Here is a 20,318-nt window from a genome sequence, read left to right as displayed (position 1 = left end):
ACTTCAAACCTGTGGGAGCGGGCTTGCTCGCGAATGCGGCGGAACATTCAATGATGATGTGTCTGATACACCGCCTTCGCGAGCAAGCCCGCTCCCACAGTCAATCGAGTACGTCCGCAAAATCGGAGCCGGACCACCTCCAACGTGTTTACCAGTAAACTCCCACTCCTTTAGCCACCACCATCTTCCCACGTGGCCATCACCTTTTTTCCTACGGAGTCCGCCTTGCGCTTGTTTCACACCTCCGACTGGCACCTCGGGCAGAACCTGCACGGCCAGGATCGCGATTTCGAACACGGCTGTTTTCTCGACTGGCTGCTGCGTCAATTGAAGCTCGATCAGCCGGATGTGCTGTTGATCGCCGGTGATATCTTCGACACGGTCAATCCGCCGGTCAAAGCCCAGGAACGCCTCTACGACTTCATCGTCAGCGCCCACGAACAGCAGCCAATGCTGACCATCGTGATGATTGCCGGCAACCACGATTCCGGCTCGCGGATCGAATTGCCCGCGCCGTTGATGCGCCGCCTGCGCACCCATGCGCTCGGTCGTGTGCTGTGGCTGGATGACGGGCAACTGGATGCCGAGCGCTTGCTGTTGCCACTGCCGGACGCCGAGGGCAAAACCGTCGCCTGGTGCCTGGCGCTGCCGTTCCTGCGCCCTGCCGAAGTCACCGGCGCGCATCTGGGCGACAACTACCTGCGTGGCATTGGCCAGGTCCATGAATGGCTGATCGAGGCGGCGAACGCAAAGCGCAAGAAAGGCCAGGCGCTGATCGCCATCAGCCACGCGCACATGGCCGGCGGTTCGGTGTCGGAAGACTCCGAGCGCAGCCTGATCATCGGCAATGCCGAAGCCCTGCCCGCCAGCCTGTTCGGGCCGAGCATCAGCTATGTTGCCCTCGGCCACTTGCACAAACCGCAGAAGGTCAACGGCGAGGAACGCATCCGTTACAGCGGCTCGCCGATCCCGCTGTCGTTCTCCGAGATCAGCTATCAGCACCAGATTCTGGACATCAGGCTCGACGGCGAAACCCTGGTCAGCGTCGAGCCGAAACTGATCCCTCGCGCGGTCAATCTGCAACGCATCGGCCCGGCGCCATTGAGCGAGATTCTGCTGCAACTGGCGGATCTGCCGAACATCGATCTGTTGGCCGACATCCAGCGCCAGCCGTGGCTGGAGGTGCGGGTGCGCCTTGATGAACCGCAGCCCGACCTGCGCAATCAAGTGGAAACCGCCCTGCAGGGCAAGGCCGTGCGCCTGGTGCGCATTGCCGCGGAATACGCCGGCAACGGCAGCCGGGACGGCGTCGAGGATGGCAACACACTGATCGAGCTGGACCAGCTCACACCTCAGGAACTGTTCAGCCGCGCCTGGCAGGACAACTACGGCAGCGAGGTCGACGAGCAGACCCTCAAGGACTTTGCCGAGCTGTTGCAGGACGTGCAGATGGAGAGCGAACAGCCATGAAAATCCTCGCGATCCGCCTGAAAAACCTCGCCTCGCTGGCCGGGCCGTTTGAAATCGACTTTACCGCCGAACCCCTGGCCAGTGCCGGACTGTTCGCCATCACCGGCCCCACCGGTGCTGGAAAAAGCACCCTGCTCGATGCGCTGTGTCTGGCGCTGTTTGGCGCCGTACCACGCTTGAACAACACCGGCCGCGACGCCAAGGTGCCGGACGCCGACGGCGAAATCGGCACGGGTGACCCGCGGACCCTGCTGCGTCGCGGCACGGGCGAAGGTTATGCGGAAGTGGATTTCGTCGGTGTCGACGGCCGTCGTTACCGCGCCCGCTGGGAAGCCAATCGCGCTCGGGACAAGGCCGCCGGCAAGCTGCAGGCCAGCCGCCAGAGCTTGCGTGACATCGATCAGGATCAATTGCTCGCCAGCCAGAAAGGCGAATACAAGATTCAGCTCGAAACCGCGCTGGGGCTGAACTTCGAACAGTTCACCCGCGCCGTGCTGTTGGCACAAAGCGAGTTCAGCGCATTCCTCAAGGCCGACGACAACGACCGCAGCGAGCTGCTGGAAAAACTCACCGACACGGCGCTCTACACGCGTCTTGGTCGTCGGGCCTTCGACAAGACCAAGGAGGCGCGCGAGGCCCATAAGCTGTTGCAGGACCAGGCCAGCGGGGTAACGCCGCTGTCGACTGAAGCCCGCGCGGAACTGGACGAGCGCTTCAACCAGGCACAGCAGCACCTCAAGACCCAACAGGCGCAGCTCAAACAGCTCGAACTGCAGGACACCTGGCTCAAGGACCTGCGTCGATTGCAGGACGAGCATCTGGCCGCCAGCGAACAACTGCAATCGGCGCAGACCCACTGGGAGGCCTTGGCCAGTGAGCGCTTGAGGCTCACCCGCCTTGAACAGCTGGCTCCGCAACGGCACCAGTTCGCCCGTAAAGCCGAGGTCGATGCGCTGCTCACACCCTTGGCCGCGCAAATTGCCTTGCAGACGCAGCAACATGGCGAACTCGGCGAGCGCCAGACGCAGCTTGAACAACAGCTCGGCAGCGCCCGGATTGCCTTGAGTGAAACCCAACAGCGACAAGCTGACAGCGCGCCTTTGCTGCGTCAGGCCTTCGAAGCCCAAAGCACCCTCGCCCGCCTGGCCAAGGACACCGCCCTCAGCGCCGAAGCCAGGCAACAGGCGCAACAGGCCTGCACCCAGGGCCAGGGCACGATTCAGACCTTGCTCGATCAGCAAGCCCGTGGCGCCGGGGATTTGCAGCGCATCGCCACCGAGCTGGAGCAAAGCACGCATCTGGCACCCCTGAGCGATGCCTGGAATGCCTACCGTGATCGCCTGCAACAGTTGATGCTGATCGGCAATCGACTGAATCAGGGCCAGGCCGAACTGGCCAGCCTCGAACAAAACGCCGCGAGCACCGAACAAGTACTCACCGCGCAGAAGCAGCAACTGGAGGTGCTGTTCAAGGAGGCCGGTGCCGAACCGGATGCCGTCGCCGAGCAGATCGGCATCCTGGGTAGCCTGTTGCAGGACAACCGTAAACAACTGCGCGCCGTCGAAGACCTTGCGCGCCTTTGGGCCAGCCAGCAGGACCTGGACAAGCGCGGTACAGAACTCCAACAGCGCCAGGTCACCGCGCAGCAGGAACGTGAACGCCTGACCCAGGACGGGGTCAAGGCCAAGGCTGATCTGAGCGTTGCCGAGCAGACCCTCAACGTCACGCGCGAACTGCTGGAGCGCCAGCGTCTGGCGCGCAGTGCCAGTGTCGAAGAGCTGCGCGCACAGTTGCAGGACGATCAGCCTTGCCCGGTCTGTGGCAGCAACGAACATCCGTATCATCAGCCGGAGGCGCTGCTGCAAAGCCTCGGTCGTTTTGATGAGAGCGAACAGGCCAACGCCCAGAAGGCCGTCGACCTGCTCAAGGAAAAACTCACTGACTTGCGAGCCGAAGTCGGCGGGCTGATCGCCCAGCAAAAGGAACTGCTGCAACAGCAGGAGCAACTGGCAACCCGGCAGCATGCACTCACCCCGAGCCTGGAAGCGCACCCGCTGGCTGCCCAACTGCTGAATCAGGATGCCGCCAAACGCGATGCCTGGCTCGTCCAGCAAAACAGTCAGCTCAACCAGAGCATCAGCCAGGATGAGCAACGTCAGAGCGCGCTGCTCACCCTGCAACAGGATGCCGCACGCCTGACCCAGCAACTGCGTCATGCCGAAACCGCGCACCAGCAAGCGGCCCAGCACCTTGGCAATCAACAGCGCGAACTCGGCAACGACCGCCAGCGCCTGGACGAAGAACTCAAGGCATTCGCCAGCCTGCTGCCGGCCGAGACCCTGCAAGCGCTGCGCGTCGAACCGGCCGCGACCTTCATGCAGCTCGACCGGCAGATCGCCGAGCGCCTGGCGCAACTGGAACAACAAAAGGAAGAACTGGCCGAACAGCAACTGCGCCAGCAACACCTGGAGAAGGAACAGGATCGCCAGCAAAGCCGCGTACAGCAATTGCAGGCCGCCGAACAGCAGTTCACCGGGCTGGCGGAGCAGCAACAGGCGAGCCAGCACACGCTCGGGCAATTACTCGGCGAACACAGCAGCGCCGAGCATTGGCAGCAGCAACTGGAACAGGCCGTGGAACAGGCGCGCAGCGCCGAAGCCAGCACGGCGCAAACACTGCAAAGCGTCGTCACGCAGTCAGTGCAAATCGCCGCCGAGCTCAAGGCCCAGCAAGAGCGCTTGCACGCACTGGAAGCTGAAGAGCGTGAGCTCGCCGGCAAGATCGGCGACTGGCGTGCCCGCCATCCCGAGCTGGATGACGGCGGCCTCGAAGACTTGCTGCGCATCGATGACACCCAGGTCAGCGAACTGCGCCAGCGCTTGCAGCACAGCGAAAAAGCCATCGAACAGGCCAGCGTCCTGGTGCAGGAGCGCGACAAGCGCTTGCTCGATCACCAGGCACAACACAACGGCAACCTTGATGCCAAGCAGTTGGCCAGTGCGCTGATCGACCTGCAAAACCTGGCCGCCACCAGCGAGCAACACTGCGCCGAACTGCGCGCCGAACAGGCCGAGGACCAGCGCCGGCAGAACGCCAATCAGGCCCTGGCGCAGAAAATCGCCGACGCCTACGGCGAGTATCAACGCTGGGCACGCTTGAATGCGTTGATCGGCTCTGCCACCGGCGACACCTTCCGCAAGATCGCCCAGGCCTACAACCTCGACCTGCTGGTGCACCACGCCAACGTGCAATTGCGGCAACTGGTGCGCCGTTATCGCCTCAAGCGCGGCGGCAGCATGCTCGGCCTGCTGGTGATGGACACCGAAATGGGCGACGAACTGCGCTCGGTGCATTCGCTGTCCGGTGGCGAGACCTTCCTGGTCTCGCTGGCGCTGGCCCTCGGCCTGGCGTCGATGGCGTCGAGCACACTGAAAATCGAGTCGCTGTTCATCGACGAAGGCTTCGGCAGCCTCGATCCCGAATCCCTGCAACTCGCCATGGACGCCCTCGACGGCTTGCAGGCCCAGGGCCGCAAGGTCGCGGTGATTTCCCACGTACAGGAAATGCACGAACGGATTCCGGTGCAGATTCAGGTCCACCGCCAGGGCAACGGCCTGAGCACCCTGGAGGTGAAATGAACAGGCTCTATTCCTTCCGCCGCTGCCCGTACGCCATGCGCGCACGCATGGCCCTGCGTTATTCGGGCGTGGCCGTGGACATCGTCGAAGTCAGCCTGAAGGCCAAACCCGCCGAGATGCTCGCGCTGTCGGGCAAAGGCACGGTGCCGGTACTGAGCGCCGATGGCCGGGTGATCGACGAAAGCCTCGACATCATGCGCTGGGCGCTGACGCAGAACGATCCGCAGGACTGGTTGCTCAAGGATGATCCTGACGCAGCGGCACACATCGCCCCTCTGATCGAACAGAACGATCAGGTGTTCAAGGTGCACTTGAATCGCTACAAGTACGCCGAGCGTTATCCCGAGCAGCCGATGGAGGTTTATCGTGGCGAGGGCGAAGTGTTCTTGCGCAGGTTGGATCAGTTGCTGGAAGAGCACGACTATTTGCTGGCGGACCATCCGACTCTGGTGGATGTGGCGTTGATGCCGTTCATACGGCAGTTTGCACATGTGGATCGCGAGTGGTTCGGGCAGACGCCTTACCTGCGCTTGCAGGCATGGCTACAGCGGCTTTTGGAGTCAGACCTGTTCACATCAATCATGAAGAAATAACCGCTCTTGTAGGAGCCAGCTTGCTGGCGATGGTGTGTCAGGCACAACAGCGTCAACTGATACACCATCGCCAGCAGGCTGGCTCCTACAAGGGTCAGCGGTGTATCGAGGATTCAGGCCAGCACCCCACACATCCCGATCGCCGAGCAATCGACCTGGAACGGCCCGAAAACCACACCTTCACTCCTGATCGGCGGATTGCCGGCCAGCATGCCCTGGGCATTGGCGTTTTCGATGTTGCGGGCAATGTTGTGATTGGCTTCGATGGCCCGTGCCACCGATCCCGCCGAGCCCTGTCCGATCCCCAACAGGGAGGATCCGTTGGTCATGAACGCCAGGAAGGCGATGACCCAAAGTCTGTGCCCTTTCATGCGCCGACGACTCCTGCGAGTTCAGCCTGATCAACGCTTGCGCTTTGCGCACGCTGTTCAAACTGGATGCCGGGATGAGCGACCTGGATCGGTGCTTCGAAGTTGGATTGCGACTGGGCTGAAAGGCTGACCACCAGCACCATGGCAAGGTAAAGACCGATCGCCACATAGGCGCCGTGTTTGGCAGAAGTGAGAATTGCGCTGGCCATGATGTTCTCCGCAGGCATGTTTCAATGCCCACAGAATCGATCAAAAAAGCCTGGGTAACCACTCAGGGTTATCCATAGTGACCATCAGCGTCGTTGATCATTAAGCCAGACTATTTCAGTCTTCAATAAAACTCATCAAGCGTTCGCGGCCAGCATCCGGCTCACCCGGAACAGGGTCGGCTGCCGACAAAATGGGAGTGGAATAGAGAAACAGAAGAACCAATGCCAGACGCGTCACCATGCTGCCGATCCTTGCCGTAAGGGGGAGTCAAAAAATCAGCGTCAATTTAAACTCATGGCGATGTGATATCAAGTGCGGCATTGATAGCAATTTGATGCTGTCGTAAATGCGTTATGCAGGAGCGACATCACTCTGATCGTTTTCGACACTCGGGTTTTCAACGCAAGGGTCTTCGATCATCAGTGACTTCGCTCCTGCATAAAGGCAGGGGTGAACGTTCAGGCTTGGGTTTTGTGATCCAGCGCGGCGTAGAAGTTGGCGCTCTGTTGCAGGTACTTCTGGGTGTAGCTCTGGGCGTGGGCTTTTTTGTCACTGATTTCAACGTTGGCACTGGCTGGCAGCGCAACGGTGGCAGAAATGGCGGAAGCGGCGATGACAGAGAAGATGTTGAAGTTCATGGCGGTATTCCTCGGATTCAGTTGGCTTGCTTGCCCGGTGGGGCCGTGAAGCAAACTTAACCCTCGAGGGTTCATGCCTTGAAATGCTTTGTAGCATTACCAGATATCAGCGTCATTGATAAAAGCAGGCAGGCCCCATGAACCGGGGCCTGCGGCTTATTGACGCAGTAAAAACCCGAGGTCGCTCGGCGCGTCCATCGGCAGTTTTTGCACAGTCTTGCCCAGCAAACCGGTCCTGACGTCGCGTTCGACGACGACAATCCGGTTGCTCTTCTGGTTGGCGATCAACAGGAATCTGCCGCTCGGATCGAGGCTGAATTCCCGCGGGTGATCGCCCTCCACCGCCCGCCGTTGCAGCTCACTGAGGTGGCCGGTTGCTGGATCAATGGCAAACACCAACAGTTGATTGGCCGTGCCACGGTTGCTGACGTAGAGGTACTTGCCGTCGGCTGAGGCATGCAGTGCCGCGGCTGCCTTGTCTGAGATTGGTTGCCCGGCGGCCAGATCGACCATCTGCGTCTGCTCGAGTTGGCCGTCGTGGTAATCGAACACTGCCACCTGGGCGCTCATTTCCATGGCCAGCCAGGCGTGTTTGCCATCGGTGCTGAACAGCAGATGACGGGGTCCGCTACCAGGCGGCAATTGCACGAATGCCGGGGTGGCCGGGGTCAATGGCAGTTCCGGGTTGGCCTTGGGGTCAAAGCGGTAGGCAAACACCTTGTCGGCGCCCAGGTCGTTGGAGAACACGTATCTGCCGTCCGGCGACGGGATCGTCGAATGCACGTGGGCCGAGGCCTGGCGCTCGGGATTGACCCGGCTCGCCGGGTGGCTGCTCATCTGCACCACAGGTTTGAGCTTGCCATCGGCCGCCACCGGCACTACCGCGAGGGTGCCGCCCGGGTCTTCGGCCACCGAGTAATTGCTGACAAACAGATGGCTGCCATCGGCGCTGAGACTGGAATGGGTCGGCTCGTTACCCAGGCTTTGTACCTGGCTGATCAGGCTCAGCGCATGGGTCTTGGGATCAATCGAGTAACTGCTGACGCGCCCTACCGGATCGGCCTGACCCGGGCCATTTTCATTGACCACGAACAGGTGTCGCTGGTCCTTCGACAGGGTCAGCCACGAAGGATTCTCGCTTTTGATCACTTGCAGGGGCCTGGCATTGATCTGCCCGGTGCTGCTGTCGAAAGCCAGGCGGTAGATCCCCTGGCTCTGACCGGCGGTGTAGGAACCCACGAGCAGTTGATAGTCGTCGGCGGACGCAGCCTGAACCCCCATCGCACCGATACTGCCGGCCATCAACAGTGGCCAGAGGTTACGCATCGCCTTGGTCGTCATCTTCGTTGTCACCGCTGACGACATCGCCCAGGCACACCAAACGGTGTTCACCCGAGTCACCGGTGATCAACCAGCTTTGCAGCGAGGTATCGAAGGTCGCGGCCTGGATCTGCGCCGGGGTGAACTCCCAGTGTTTGGCCGCGCGGCCGTCCATGCATTCGATATGCAGGTTGTCATCGACATCAAGGGCGAATTCGAAGGCATGCAGCCCATCGATTTCCACCATTCCACAGTGTTCGAGGGCATTGAGCAGGGTGTCGGTTGCGGCAGTCATGGCAGTCAATCTTTGGGTGGGAAAACCGCAATGATAGCTCATGGCACCGCATTCCCCTCATCCGGAATGACCAACCTGTGGGAGCGGGCTTGCTCGCGAAGGCAGCGTGTCAGTCGACATCAATAGTGACTGTCACTCCCTCTTCGCGAGCAAGCCCGCTCCCACAGGGATTGTGTTTGTCTGTTACAGCGCCTCACGCGATGGCTGGCCATCCACCAATCGCTGGATACGCAGCGGATTGCCGTTCTTCAGCGCATCCGGCAGCAAACTGTCGGGGTAGTTCTGGAAACACACCGGCCGCAGGAAGCGATCGATGGCCAGTGTACCCACCGACGTACCACGTGCATCGGACGTTGCCGGGTAAGGTCCGCCGTGGACCATCGAATCACAGACCTCCACGCCTGTCGGATAGCCATTGAGCAGGATTCGCCCGACCTTCTGTTCCAGCATCGCAGTCAGCCCTGTGAACTGCTCGAAGTCCGCCGGCTCGCCAATGACAGTGGCTGTCAATTGGCCGTGCAGGCCGTTCAAGGCGGCCATCAGTTGTGCATGATCGGCCACTTCAACCACCACCGTGGTCGGACCGAACACTTCCTCCTGCAGCACTTCATCGCCGTCGATCAGCAAGCTGACATCGGCCTTGAACAACTGCGGCTGCGCTTGATTGCCCTGCTGCGGATGACCGGCCAGGTGCTTGACGCCCGGATGCGCGAGCAGTTTTTGCAAGCCCTGGCCATAGCTGCTCAAGGTGCCGGCGTTGAGCATGGTTTGCGCCGGCTGATCTGCCATCAACCCGGCCACTTGCTGCACAAAGACGCTGAATGACGCCGAGCGAATGCCAATCACCAAACCGGGATTGGTGCAGAACTGCCCGCAGCCCTGAACCACCGACGCGGTCAAATCCCGGGCGACGGTATCGGCCCGCACCTGCAATACCTGCGGCAGCACGATCACCGGGTTGATGCTCGACATCTCGGCGAACACCGGAATCGGTTGTGCACGGGCCGCGGCCATGTCGCACAAGGCACGACCGCCCTTGAGCGAACCGGTGAAACCCACGGCCTGAATCGCCGGATGCTTGACCAGTGCCTCGCCGACACCAGCGCCGTAGATCATGTTGAACACGCCCGCCGGCATGCCGGTTTTCTCGGCAGCGCGAATGATTGCGTCGGCCACCCGTTCAGCCGTGGCCATGTGACCGCTGTGGGCCTTGAACACCACCGGGCACCCGGCGGCCAGTGCCGATGCGGTATCACCGCCGGCGGTGGAGAACGCCAACGGAAAGTTGCTGGCACCGAACACCGCCACCGGCCCGAGGCCGATACGGTATTGGCGCAGGTCCGGACGCGGCAACGGCTGACGCTCGGGTAATGCCCGGTCGATCCGTGCGCCGTAGAAATCACCGCGACGCAAGACTTTGGCAAACAGGCGCATCTGGCCGCTGGTGCGTCCACGCTCGCCTTGAATCCGGCCTGCGGGCAACGCCGTTTCGCGGCAGACCACAGCGACAAAATCATCACCGAGGGCATCCAGTTCATCGGCAATGGCATCGAGAAACTGCGCCCGTCGCTCCGCGCTGAGGCTGCGATAGGCCGGATACGCGGCCGCCGCGGCGGTGGCCGCCGCAGCGACCTCCTGCTCTGTCGCCTGATAAAAATCATGGGGCAAGGCTTCGCCCGTCGTCGCATCGACACTCTGCAACTTGATGCTACCGACAGCGCTGCGTTGGCCGCCGATGTAGTTGTGACCAAGAATCCGGGTCATGGGTAAATCCTCAAAGTGTGCCGACGGTGCCGGGCTCGAAAGCCGCTGCGACCGGTGCGATGCCGTTGATCAACGGCGCACCGAATTCGGCCTGGGTGATCTCGAACACGTCCCCCGGTTGCGTGCGAATGCCGTCGGCGAAGGACAGGGTCGCGGTGCCGAAGAAGTGAATGTGCACATCCCCCGGGCGCAGGAACTGGCTGTACTTGAAATGATGGAATTCCAGGTTGGCGAGGCTGTGGCACATGTTCGCCTCGCCACTGAGAAACTCGTTCTGCCACAGCACTTCGCCGTCGCGCAGGATGCGACTGGTGCCCGCCAGATGCTGCGGCAGTTCGCCGACCCGCAATTCCGGGCCATAGCTGCAACTGCGCAGTTTCGAGTGAGCCAGATACAGGTAATTCTTGCGTTCCATGACGTGATCGGAGAATTCGTTACCCACGGCAAAGCCCAGGCGATACGGTTTGCCGTCATGACCAATCACGTACAGGCCACTGATCTCGGGCTCTTCACCGGCATCCTCGGCGAACGGTGGCAGAGGAAAAGGTTGGCCTGGCCGCACGACAATGCTGCCGTCGCCCTTGTAGAACCATTCCGGCTGCACACCGGCTTCACCCGCTGCCGGTTTGCCGCCCTCCACGCCCCATTTGAAGATGCGCATGGTGTCGGTCAGCGCCGCTTCGTCGCCACTTTGCTGGTGCATCTTGTCCCGGGCCGACGCGCTGCCCAGATGGGTCAGGCCTGTGCCGCTGATGAGCATGTGCGCCGGGTCCGGATGGTCCAGCGGCGGCAGGATGCGCCGTTTCGTCAGCAGTTCGGCATAGTCATGGCTGATGCCCAGCCCCTGGTCTTGCACCTGTTGCTCAAGGCTTGCGCCCGCCTCGATCGCCGCCAATGCCAGATCGCGAACCGTGCGCGCGTCCTGCACTTCACGGACCAGGCCCGCCTCGACAACGCCGACACGGCGCTCGCCGTTACTCAACTCGAACTGAACCAAACGCATGAATCTTCTCCTGTAAACAATACGTCAGAACACCGCAGAACCAATGTGGGAGCGGCGGTGCGGCGATCCGACTTGCTCGCGAAGGCGGAGTGTCAGCCACCAGCAATGTTGAATCTGATGACCCCTTCGCGAGCAAGCCCGCTCCCACAGTTTTAATCCGTGTGAATCCTCAGACTCAGGTACGGGACGCTCCACGCGCACTCGCCGCAAACTCATCCGCCGGCAACACGTGCTGGCGTTCCAGCAGGCGATAGACGACGCCAGTCAACACCAACCCGAACACCATCACGCCAGACAGGAAGTACAGCCCCGAAGCCAGGTTGCCGGTGTATTCCTTGAGTGCGCCGATCACGAATGGACCGAGGTAGCCACCGAGGTTGCCCACGGAGTTGATCAAGGCGATCCCCGCCGCCGCACTGGCGCCGGCAAAGAAGCGGCCCGGCAAGGTCCAGAACACTGCCGTGCAGGAGAACAGTGCGAATGCCACCAGGCACAACGCCGCCAGTTGCAGCACCGGCACCGACAGCCAGGCGCTGAGGAACAGACCAATCGCACCCAGCACGTAAAGCACGGCGAGGTGGCCGTAGCGGTCATTCAAACGATCGGAACTGCGTGGAATGATCAGCAGGCCGATGATCCCGAAGATGTACGGCACCGCGGAAACGAAACCGGTCACCAGATCGCTGCCGCCGAATTGCTTGATCAAGGTCGGCAGCCACAAGCCCAGGCCATAGATGCTCAGGGTCACCGGCAGGTAGAACAGCGCCAGCAGCAGGACGCGCTTGTCCTTGAGGGCGTGCAGCGGATTGCCATGGCGGGTCTGGCCGTACGCGTCCAGATCCTTTTTCAGCTCGCCACTGAGCCAGTCCTTTTCCGCCTGGTCCATCCACTTCACCTGTTGCGGGCCGTCCGGCAGGTAACGCAGCACCGGCCAGGTCAGCAGGATCGCCGGGGTGCCAATGACGATGAACAGCCACTGCCAGCCGTGCAGCCCCAACACGCCGTCCATGCCCAGCAAGCCACCGGACACCGGGCCGGTGATCATCATCGCAATGGGTTGCGACAGGATGAACAACCCGAGGATCTTGCCGCGATGGCGCACCGGGAACCATTGGGTGATGTAGTACAGGACACCGGGGAAGAACCCGGCCTCGGCCGCACCGAGCAGGAAGCGCATCAGATAGAAGCTGTTCGGCCCCTGGACGAACGCCATGCCGATGGTGATGGCGCCCCAGGTGACCATGATTCGCGCGAACCAGCGCCGGGCACCGAAACGATCGAGCATCAGGTTGCTGGGGATTTCCAGCAGGAAGTAGCCAATGAAGAACAGCCCGGCGCCGAGGCCGTAAGCCGCATCGCCCAGGCCAATGTCGGCGCCCATGTGCAGCTTGGCGAACCCCACGGCGGAGCGGTCCACATAGGCGATCAGGTACAGCAGGATCAGGAAGGGAATCAGTTTCAGCGTGATGCGACGGATAAGCCGCAGTTCCTGGCTCATGAGATCGGTCTCCGATTGTTGTTGTTATGGAACCTCGGGGGACGCCTCTCGCGAAATGTTCGCCAGGACCATCCCTCCGTTTGAGTGGACTATATAGTAATACTATTTACTCAACAACACTTCCAAAGCGCGGGATTTGAGCTTATGTTACGCCTCAGCTCGAACAATATAGTCATACAATAAGAGAATCGATCATGTCTGATAAGAAACCCACCCTGCGCTCGGCCCAATGGTTTGGCACGGCCGACAAGAACGGCTTCATGTACCGCAGCTGGATGAAGAATCAGGGCATCGCCGACCACCAGTTCCATGGCAAGCCGATCATCGGCATCTGTAACACCTGGTCGGAACTGACCCCGTGCAACGCGCATTTCCGCCAGATTGCCGAGCACGTCAAACGCGGGGTGATCGAGGCCGGCGGCTTCCCGGTGGAGTTTCCGGTGTTCTCCAACGGCGAATCGAACCTGCGCCCGACCGCCATGCTCACCCGCAACCTGGCGAGTATGGACGTGGAGGAAGCCATTCGCGGCAACCCGATTGACGGCGTCGTGCTGCTGGCCGGTTGCGACAAGACCACCCCGGCGTTACTGATGGGCGCCGCCAGTTGCGACGTGCCGGCCATCGTCGTCACTGGCGGGCCGATGCTCAACGGCAAGCACAAGGGCAAGGACATCGGCTCCGGCACCGTGGTCTGGCAGCTCAGCGAACAGGTCAAGGCCGGCACCATCAGCATCGATGACTTCCTCGCGGCCGAGGGCGGCATGTCCCGCTCGGCCGGCACCTGCAACACCATGGGCACCGCCTCGACCATGGCCTGCATGGCCGAAGCGCTCGGTACTTCCCTGCCCCACAACGCGGCGATTCCGGCCGTTGATGCGCGCCGCTACGTGTTGGCGCACATGTCCGGCATGCGTGCCGTTGAGATGGTGCGCGAAGACTTGAAACTGTCGAAGATCCTCACCAGGGAAGCCTTCGAAAACGCCATTCGCGTCAATGCCGCCATCGGCGGTTCGACCAACGCGGTGATCCACCTCAAAGCCATCGCCGGGCGCATAGGCGTGGAGCTGGACCTGAATGACTGGACCCGTATCGGTCGCGGCATGCCGACCATTGTCGACCTGCAACCGTCCGGGCGTTTCCTGATGGAAGAGTTCTATTACGCCGGCGGCTTGCCGGCGGTGCTGCGTCGCCTCGGTGAAGCGAACCTGATCCCGAACCCGAATGCCTTGACCGTCAACGGCAAATCCATCGGCGAGAACACCAAAGACGCGCCGATCTATGGCGAGGACGAAGTGATCCGCACCCTCGACAACCCGATCCGCGCCGATGGCGGCATCTGCGTGTTACGCGGCAATCTGGCGCCACTGGGCGCGGTGCTCAAGCCTTCCGCCGCCACGCCCGAGTTGATGCAGCATCGTGGCCGTGCGGTGGTGTTCGAGAACTTCGACATGTACAAGGCACGGATCAACGACCCGGAACTGGACGTGGATGCCGACTCGATCCTGGTGATGAAAAACTGCGGGCCGAAGGGTTATCCAGGCATGGCCGAGGTGGGCAACATGGGCTTGCCGGCCAAGCTGCTGGCCCAGGGCGTGACCGACATGGTGCGCATTTCCGATGCGCGCATGAGCGGAACGGCGTACGGCACCGTTGTCCTGCACGTCGCCCCCGAAGCGGCCGCCGGTGGACCGCTGGCTGCGGTGAAGGAAGGTGACTGGATCGAACTCGATTGCGCCAGCGGCCGCTTGCACCTGGATATTCCGGACGCCGAACTGGCCGCGCGCATGGCCGACCTGCAACCGCCACAGCAGTTACTGGTGGGTGGCTACCGCCAGCTGTACATCGACCACGTGCTGCAAGCGGACCAGGGTTGTGACTTCGACTTCCTGGTTGGCTGCCGCGGAGCCGAAGTGCCGCGCCACTCTCACTGACACCACCTCCCACCCTGTAGGAGCGAGCTTGCGCGCGATGGGCTTCAACGATAACGCGGGGAACCTGACACCCCGCGGCGGTCTCAGGTTTATCGCGAGCAAGCTCGCTCCTACAGTTTAGGCTCTGGCGACCTCCCTCCCCGCGCCTGCTATCATGCGCGACACCTATTCGCACAGGACCGCGCCGTTCCCCATGGATTACCGCAAACCCTCCGACCGCAAAAGCATGCACTCGCGCATCGTCCAGGAACTGGGGATGCAGATCGTCTCGGGACGTTTCCTGCCGGACGACAAACTGCCCGCCGAAGCGCTGTTGTGCGAAGAATATGCGGTCAGCCGACCGGTGCTGCGTGAAGCCACCCGGGTACTGGTTGCCAAGGGCCTGGTGTATTCCCGCCCGCGCGTCGGCACCGTGGTCAAGCCGCGCAAGGACTGGCACATGCTCGACCCGGACGTGCTGCACTGGTTGATGCAGAGCAGCCCGCAGAATCAGTTTTTCGACCTGCTGACCAGTGTGCGCAGCATCATCGAACCGGCCGCTGCCGCCCTCGCCGCGCAGTTCGCCACGGAAGCGGACATTGCATCCATCGGTGAAGCCTACCAGCGCATGGAAGCCGCGCCGACGCCGGAGGCGCTGTTGCAGCCTGACCTGGATTTCCACAGCCGCATCGCCGATGCAACGCACAACGACTTGCTGGCCAACCTGTGCAACATGCTCTCGGTGGCCATCGCCGAAGCCTTGAAGCACTCGAACCAACGGCCGAACCTGCATGAGCTGGCGCTGCCCCGGCACAAGGCGATCCTGACCGCCATCGAAAACCGCGACGCCCTCGGCGCGCGGCATGCGACGCTGGTGCAACTGGATGATGCGCGTAGTGCGTTGAATGTGGTGCTGGGCAGCGATCCCGCTTAATCACCGGCCCCCTGTAGGAGCGAGCTTGCTCGCGATGGTGTGTCAGCCACATCGATTCCGACTGACACTCCATCGCGAGCAAGCTCGCTCCTACAACAGGGACTGGTGCGAATTCGAGATATAAAAAAGCCGCAACCCTGAGGTTGCGGCTTTTTCATTTCAGCCTGGATCAGTGGGCGAACAACGAGTTGCCCTTCTGCCCCGCCAGCTTCTCAGGCTTGATCAGGAATCGCGCCAGTGCCGGCAACAGCCACAGCGCACCGAACATGTTCCACAGCAGCATGAAGGTCAGCATCAGCCCCATGTCGGCCTGGAACTTGATGGCCGAGAAGATCCAGGTGCACACGCCGATGGCCAGGCACAGACCGGTGAACAGCACGGCCTTACCGGTGGATTTCAGCGTCTGGTAGTACGCCTCTTGCAGCGGCAGGCCGGCACGCAGGAAGCTTTCCAGACGGCTGTAGATGTAGATGCCGTAGTCCACGCCGATCCCCACCCCAAGCGCCACGACCGGCAGGGTCGCCACTTTCACGCCGATGCCCATGAAGGCCATCAGGGCGTTGCCGAGTACCGAGGTCAACACCAGCGGCAGCACGATGCACAGGGTCGCCGCCCACGAGCGGAAGGTGATCATGCACATGACCGCAACGCAGATGTACACCAGAATCAGGATGGTCAGCTCGGACTTCTTGATCACCTCGTTGGTGGCCGCCTCGATACCGGCGTTACCGGCCGCAAGGATGAACTCCAGGCCTTCCTTGTTGTTTTCCCTGGCGAACTCCTGCACCGCATGCACCGCGCGATCCAGGGTCTCGGCCTTGTGATCGTTGAGGAACACCAGTACCGGCGCCAGGGAACAGCTGTTGTTGTACAGACCGTCAGCGCGGGCAATGGAGTTGTTCAGCACATCAGGGTTACGTGACAGGGTTTCCCATTTCAGGTTGCCCTCGTTCATGCCCTTGATCATCTGCTTGGACACGGTCACCAGCGAGATCGCCGACTGCACGCCCTCGGTGTTCTGCATCTTCCACATCAACTCGTCGATCGGTGCCATGGCTTCGTAGCGCGAGCAACCTTCGGCCTTGGTCTTGACCATCACCACCAACACATCGGAACTGGTGGAGTAGTTGTTGATGATGAAGTTGTTGTCCTTGTTGTAGCGCGAGTCCGGACGCAGCTCCGGGGCACCCTGGTCGAGGTCGCCGATCTTCAGGTTCTGGCTGTACCAGAGGCCGCCCCCAAAGGCGATCAGCGCCAGCAGAATGGAAACCGGTGCGACTTTGGCGCTGGCGAAATTCGCCAGCAGGCGCCAGAACGGATGTTCGCGGGTTGCGTCTTTCTTGCTGCGGGCCACGGCACGCTTGCTGATGCCGACATAGGAAATCGCCACCGGCAGCAGGATCAGGTTGGTGAACACGATTACCGCCACACCGATGGACGCGCCGATGGCCAGCTCACGGATCACGCCGATATCGATGATCAGCAGCGTGATGAAACCCACCGCATCCGCGAGGATCGCGATCATCCCCGGCAGGAACAATTGACGGAAAGTCCGGCGCGCCGCCGTCAGGGCGTTGTCTGCCTCACTTGATTGCAGGGCGATGCCGTTGATCTTCTGTACGCCGTGGGAAATACCGATGGCGAAGATCAGGAACGGCACCAGCATCGAATAGGGGTCGAGCCCGAAACCGAAAAAGTGCATCAACCCCAGTTGCCAGACCACCGCCACCAGCGTCGTGCTCAACACGGCGACGGTACTGCGCAGGCAGTTGGTGAACCACAGCAGGAGGATCAGGGTGATGACGAAGGCGACACCGAAGAACATCACCACCATCACCAGGCCATCGATCAGGTCGCCGACTTTCTTGGCGAAACCGACGATGTGAATCTTCACATTCGGGTTCTGTGCTTCGAACTTGGTGCGGATCTTGTCTTCAAGCTCGTGGGAGAACTTGCGATAGTCCAGCGCCAGCAGCTTGCCCTGGTCTTGCGGGTCCGGGTAGGACTCCAGCAATGGAATGTCGACGATGCTCGACTTGAAGTCGTTGGCCACCAGCCGCCCGATCTGCCCGGACTTGAGCACGTTGTTGCGCAGCAGGTCGAGGCTGGCCTGGGAGCCGTTGTAGCTTTGCGGAATCACTTCACCGCCGGCGAAGCCCTCTTCCGTCACTTCGGTCCAGCGAACGCTCGGGCTCCACAGCGACTTGAGGCCGGAACGATCGACACCGGAAATGTAGAACACCTCGTCGTTGATCTGACGCAGGGTCTCCATGTACTCCTTGGAGAAGATGTCGCCGTCGGTGGCTTCCACCGAAATCCGCACGGTGTTGCCCAGGTTCGTCAGGTCATTGCGGTGCTCCATCATCTTCTGGATGAAGGGATGCTCCAGCGGGATCATCTTTTCGAAACTGGTGGACGGACGAATCAGCGTGGCCTGCCAGAACAGGAAGATACTGACCAGCAGGCAGATCGTGATCACTGCCGGGCGGTTGTTGAAGATCAGGCGCTCGAGGAACGTCGCCTTGTCCTGATGATGAGTACTCAAGGAAGTCATAGCTCCGCCTTCTTGTTATTAACCCGGCTCATTTGCCCGACTCGGTGCCGTTTGGCGAAGTGACGCGAACGCCGCCCTGCCCGGCCAGAACCAGATTGCCATTGCCTGCCGCAGTCACTGCCGAGACGGAAATACGGTCCGGACGGTTGACCACCGTGAAGGTTTCGCCATCGTCGCTGCTGCGAATCACCGAGCCGCCGTTGCCGACGATCACGATGGAACCATCGTCGAGTAGCGTGCCGCCGGACAGCCCGAATTCCAGGTCACCTCGTTCGGCCTTGAGCTCGACTTGCTCCCAGGTGCTGCCGAAATCCGTGGAACGGTAAAGGTTGCCGCGCAGTCCGTAGGCCAGCAGCGTATTGGGCTGTGCCGTGCCGATCACGCCAAACAGCGAGCCTTCGTACGGACCTTCGAGTTTTTCCCAGGTCTGACCCCAGTCCGCAGAGCGGAACATGCTGCCCTGCTCGCCGACGATGAACAGCCCGGCGTCCTTGACCGCGGCAATCGCGTTCAGGTGGTACTGGTCTTCGTTGTCCAGGCGGTCGCTGGCGTCTTCCCAGTTTTTTCCACCATCGGTGGTGGCCATCAACGAACCATAAGCGCCCACGGCAAAGCCGCTGTTGACGTCCTGGAACCAGACGTCGAGCAGCGGCGATTCGCGTTTCAGATCTTCGAATTGCCTGGTCCAGGTCGCACCGCCGTCCTCGCTGGCGAGGATCTGCGCATCGTGGCCGACGGCCCAGCCGTGCTTGTCATCGACAAAGAACACCGACGTCAGAAGGGCCCGGGTCGGGACCTTGGCCTGGGTCCAGCTGGCGCCCTGGTCATCGGAATACAGGATGTGCCCACGATCCCCGACCGCCACCAGGCGCTTGCCGGCATGGACGACATCGAGCATCAGGCTTTTGGCAGCCTTGGCAGATTCAATGGAATAAACAACGTCGGATGCTGGCGCCGCTGCGGCCAGCGCAGGTGCCGACAGCATGGCAGAGCCCAACAGCGAGAGCGCTGTAGCCAGCAACGCGAATTTGCGTAGTGCCGGCGGGCGGCAGATACCCACACCCATGACAGGCTCACTCATAGACCTTCCCCCATTATTATTGTTAGGTCGTTCAACCTTTCTGGGCGCCGCAAGGGTGCATGCCTGGACCCGCTGTTTCAGAGCATAGTCCTGAAAGCCGCAATCCAGAGCCCCTTCGGAAGCTGGCTTATCCTATCGGTGTTTTTTAATGTCTGACAATCGACGCCACGTTATGTTTTGTTAACCGGTGGGGATGGGGGCTTGTTCTGAATGGTTGGGTATCAGGTGGGGTGATTGCGGTTTTGGGGTGGGTGGTTGTGTTCGGTGTACATATCCGTTGCTGCGGTAATGGCTGCTTTTCCAATCGGCGTACATATCCATTTCTGCGGTAACGGCTGCTGGCGGTTTCGCTCTTACAGCGAGTCCCTTTTTCAAACGCCAAAAAGGAACCAAAGGCTTCGCCCCGGCGTACGGCACCTCGCCAAGGCTCGGTGTTCCCTCGCTACGGTGTCCATCAGGGGGCATCGCCTACGGTCTGCTTCGCGACGACCTCCTCTCGATGTGTGCGGCTTCGCCGCACGGCGCTACGCGCCTAACCCCCTGATGAACACCTACGCTCGGCCTGCCGAAGGGGCGAAAGATCAAAAGCCAGATCAAGATCAAGATCAAGATCAAAAGCCAAAGCCAAAGCCAAAGCCAAAGCCAATAGGGAATTTTGAAAAATTGGGTGAAGCCAGATGGGAACTCGGTCGGCTGTCAGGCCGCCTTCGCGAGCAAGCTCGCTCCCACAGAAAAGCAAAAGCAAGAGCAAAAAAAGCGGCGTACACCCACGCCCCTCACCACTCATCAGGCCGAGCGTTAGCTCGCCTGCAGCTCTTGATCTTGATCCACCCGCCCCCTCGGAAGGCTGAGTGGAGGTGTTCATCCGGGGATGGGCGCGCAGCGCCGTTCGACGCAGTCGAACACATTGCATGTAGGTGCAGCGAAGCAAACCGGAGGGCAATGCCCCCGGATGAATGCCGGAGCGAAGGAACCCCGAGCCTTGGCGAGGGGCCGTACGTTCGGGGCGAGACCTTTTGGTTCCTTTTGGGGCGTTTGC

Annotated in this window: 16 protein-coding genes; 5 read left to right on the top strand and 11 right to left on the bottom strand. The window is 61.2% G+C overall.

Annotated features, from left to right (window positions below):
- Window positions 1-225: 225 nt before the first annotated feature.
- The 3 genes from RS887_RS23850 to RS887_RS23840 are packed head-to-tail and all read left to right on the top strand — an operon-like array spanning window position 226 to window position 5,701.
- A complete protein-coding gene (locus RS887_RS23850; RefSeq protein WP_322617316.1) occupies window positions 226-1,470 on the top strand; it encodes an exonuclease SbcCD subunit D C-terminal domain-containing protein in 1,245 nt (414 codons plus the stop codon).
- The gene (locus RS887_RS23845) at window positions 1,467-5,108 is read left to right on the top strand and encodes an AAA family ATPase (RefSeq protein WP_322617315.1); all 3,642 of its coding nucleotides are present in this window, start codon (window positions 1,467-1,469) and stop codon (window positions 5,106-5,108) included. The genes RS887_RS23850 and RS887_RS23845 overlap by 4 nt, the downstream gene beginning before the upstream one ends.
- Window positions 5,105-5,701, top strand: a complete 597-nt coding sequence (locus tag RS887_RS23840) for a glutathione S-transferase (protein WP_322617314.1) — start codon at window positions 5,105-5,107, stop codon at window positions 5,699-5,701. The genes RS887_RS23845 and RS887_RS23840 overlap by 4 nt, the downstream gene beginning before the upstream one ends.
- Before the next feature lie 113 nt (window positions 5,702-5,814).
- Here RS887_RS23840 and RS887_RS23835 read toward each other — a convergent pair whose 3' ends face one another.
- The 9 genes from RS887_RS23835 to RS887_RS23795 form a co-directional block, all read right to left on the bottom strand.
- A complete protein-coding gene (locus RS887_RS23835) occupies window positions 5,815-6,072 on the bottom strand; it encodes a hypothetical protein (protein WP_085714892.1) in 258 nt (85 codons plus the stop codon).
- Entirely contained in the window at window positions 6,069-6,281 is a 213-nt protein-coding gene (locus RS887_RS23830) for a hypothetical protein (protein ID WP_322617313.1), read from the bottom strand. The genes RS887_RS23835 and RS887_RS23830 overlap by 4 nt, the downstream gene beginning before the upstream one ends.
- A 115-nt stretch (window positions 6,282-6,396) precedes the next feature.
- Entirely contained in the window at window positions 6,397-6,522 is a 126-nt protein-coding gene (locus RS887_RS23825; protein ID WP_008020073.1) for a hypothetical protein, read from the bottom strand.
- A 218-nt stretch (window positions 6,523-6,740) separates the two neighbouring features.
- Complete coding sequence (locus tag RS887_RS23820) at window positions 6,741-6,920, bottom strand: hypothetical protein (RefSeq protein ID WP_322617312.1); 180 nt, start codon at window positions 6,918-6,920, stop codon at window positions 6,741-6,743.
- A gap of 156 nt (window positions 6,921-7,076) precedes the next feature.
- On the bottom strand, window positions 7,077-8,246 hold the full coding sequence (locus RS887_RS23815) for a lactonase family protein (RefSeq protein WP_322617607.1): 1,170 nt from the start codon (window positions 8,244-8,246) through the stop codon (window positions 7,077-7,079).
- Window positions 8,239-8,577 (bottom strand): DUF5629 family protein, encoded by a 339-nt coding sequence (locus tag RS887_RS23810; RefSeq protein WP_322617311.1) that lies wholly within the window; start codon window positions 8,575-8,577, stop codon window positions 8,239-8,241. The genes RS887_RS23815 and RS887_RS23810 overlap by 8 nt, the downstream gene beginning before the upstream one ends.
- Before the next feature lie 141 nt (window positions 8,578-8,718).
- The gene (locus tag RS887_RS23805; RefSeq protein WP_322617310.1) at window positions 8,719-10,299 is read right to left on the bottom strand and encodes an aldehyde dehydrogenase (NADP(+)); all 1,581 of its coding nucleotides are present in this window, start codon (window positions 10,297-10,299) and stop codon (window positions 8,719-8,721) included.
- A gap of 10 nt (window positions 10,300-10,309) precedes the next feature.
- Window positions 10,310-11,302: an AraD1 family protein gene (gene araD1, locus RS887_RS23800; RefSeq protein ID WP_322617309.1), complete on the bottom strand. Its 993-nt coding sequence runs from the start codon at window positions 11,300-11,302 to the stop codon at window positions 10,310-10,312.
- A gap of 175 nt (window positions 11,303-11,477) precedes the next feature.
- Window positions 11,478-12,800, bottom strand: coding sequence for an MFS transporter (locus RS887_RS23795; RefSeq protein WP_322617308.1), 1,323 nt, complete (start codon window positions 12,798-12,800; stop codon window positions 11,478-11,480).
- A 194-nt stretch (window positions 12,801-12,994) separates the two neighbouring features.
- Between RS887_RS23795 and RS887_RS23790 the strand changes: the two genes are divergently transcribed.
- Together RS887_RS23790 and RS887_RS23785 are read left to right on the top strand one after the other, a co-directional pair.
- Window positions 12,995-14,731 (top strand): IlvD/Edd family dehydratase, encoded by a 1,737-nt coding sequence (locus tag RS887_RS23790; protein WP_322617307.1) that lies wholly within the window; start codon window positions 12,995-12,997, stop codon window positions 14,729-14,731.
- 193 nt (window positions 14,732-14,924) lie between these two features.
- Window positions 14,925-15,644 carry a FadR/GntR family transcriptional regulator gene (locus tag RS887_RS23785; RefSeq protein WP_032829613.1) on the top strand — a complete coding sequence of 240 codons (720 nt, stop codon included), beginning with the start codon at window positions 14,925-14,927 and terminating at the stop codon, window positions 15,642-15,644.
- 169 nt (window positions 15,645-15,813) lie between these two features.
- Here RS887_RS23785 and RS887_RS23780 read toward each other — a convergent pair whose 3' ends face one another.
- Together RS887_RS23780 and RS887_RS23775 are read right to left on the bottom strand one after the other, a co-directional pair.
- Complete coding sequence (locus RS887_RS23780) at window positions 15,814-18,198, bottom strand: RND family transporter (RefSeq protein ID WP_322617306.1); 2,385 nt, start codon at window positions 18,196-18,198, stop codon at window positions 15,814-15,816.
- Between the two features lie 28 nt (window positions 18,199-18,226).
- A complete protein-coding gene (locus RS887_RS23775) occupies window positions 18,227-19,279 on the bottom strand; it encodes a WD40/YVTN/BNR-like repeat-containing protein (RefSeq protein WP_322617305.1) in 1,053 nt (350 codons plus the stop codon).
- Window positions 19,280-20,318: the final 1,039 nt, after the last annotated feature.

The sequence above is a fragment of the Pseudomonas sp. BIC9C genome, assembly GCF_034541995.1.
GTDB lineage: Bacteria > Pseudomonadota > Gammaproteobacteria > Pseudomonadales > Pseudomonadaceae > Aquipseudomonas > Aquipseudomonas fluorescens_CC.
This window is presented reverse-complemented; position numbering and strand designations above follow the sequence as displayed.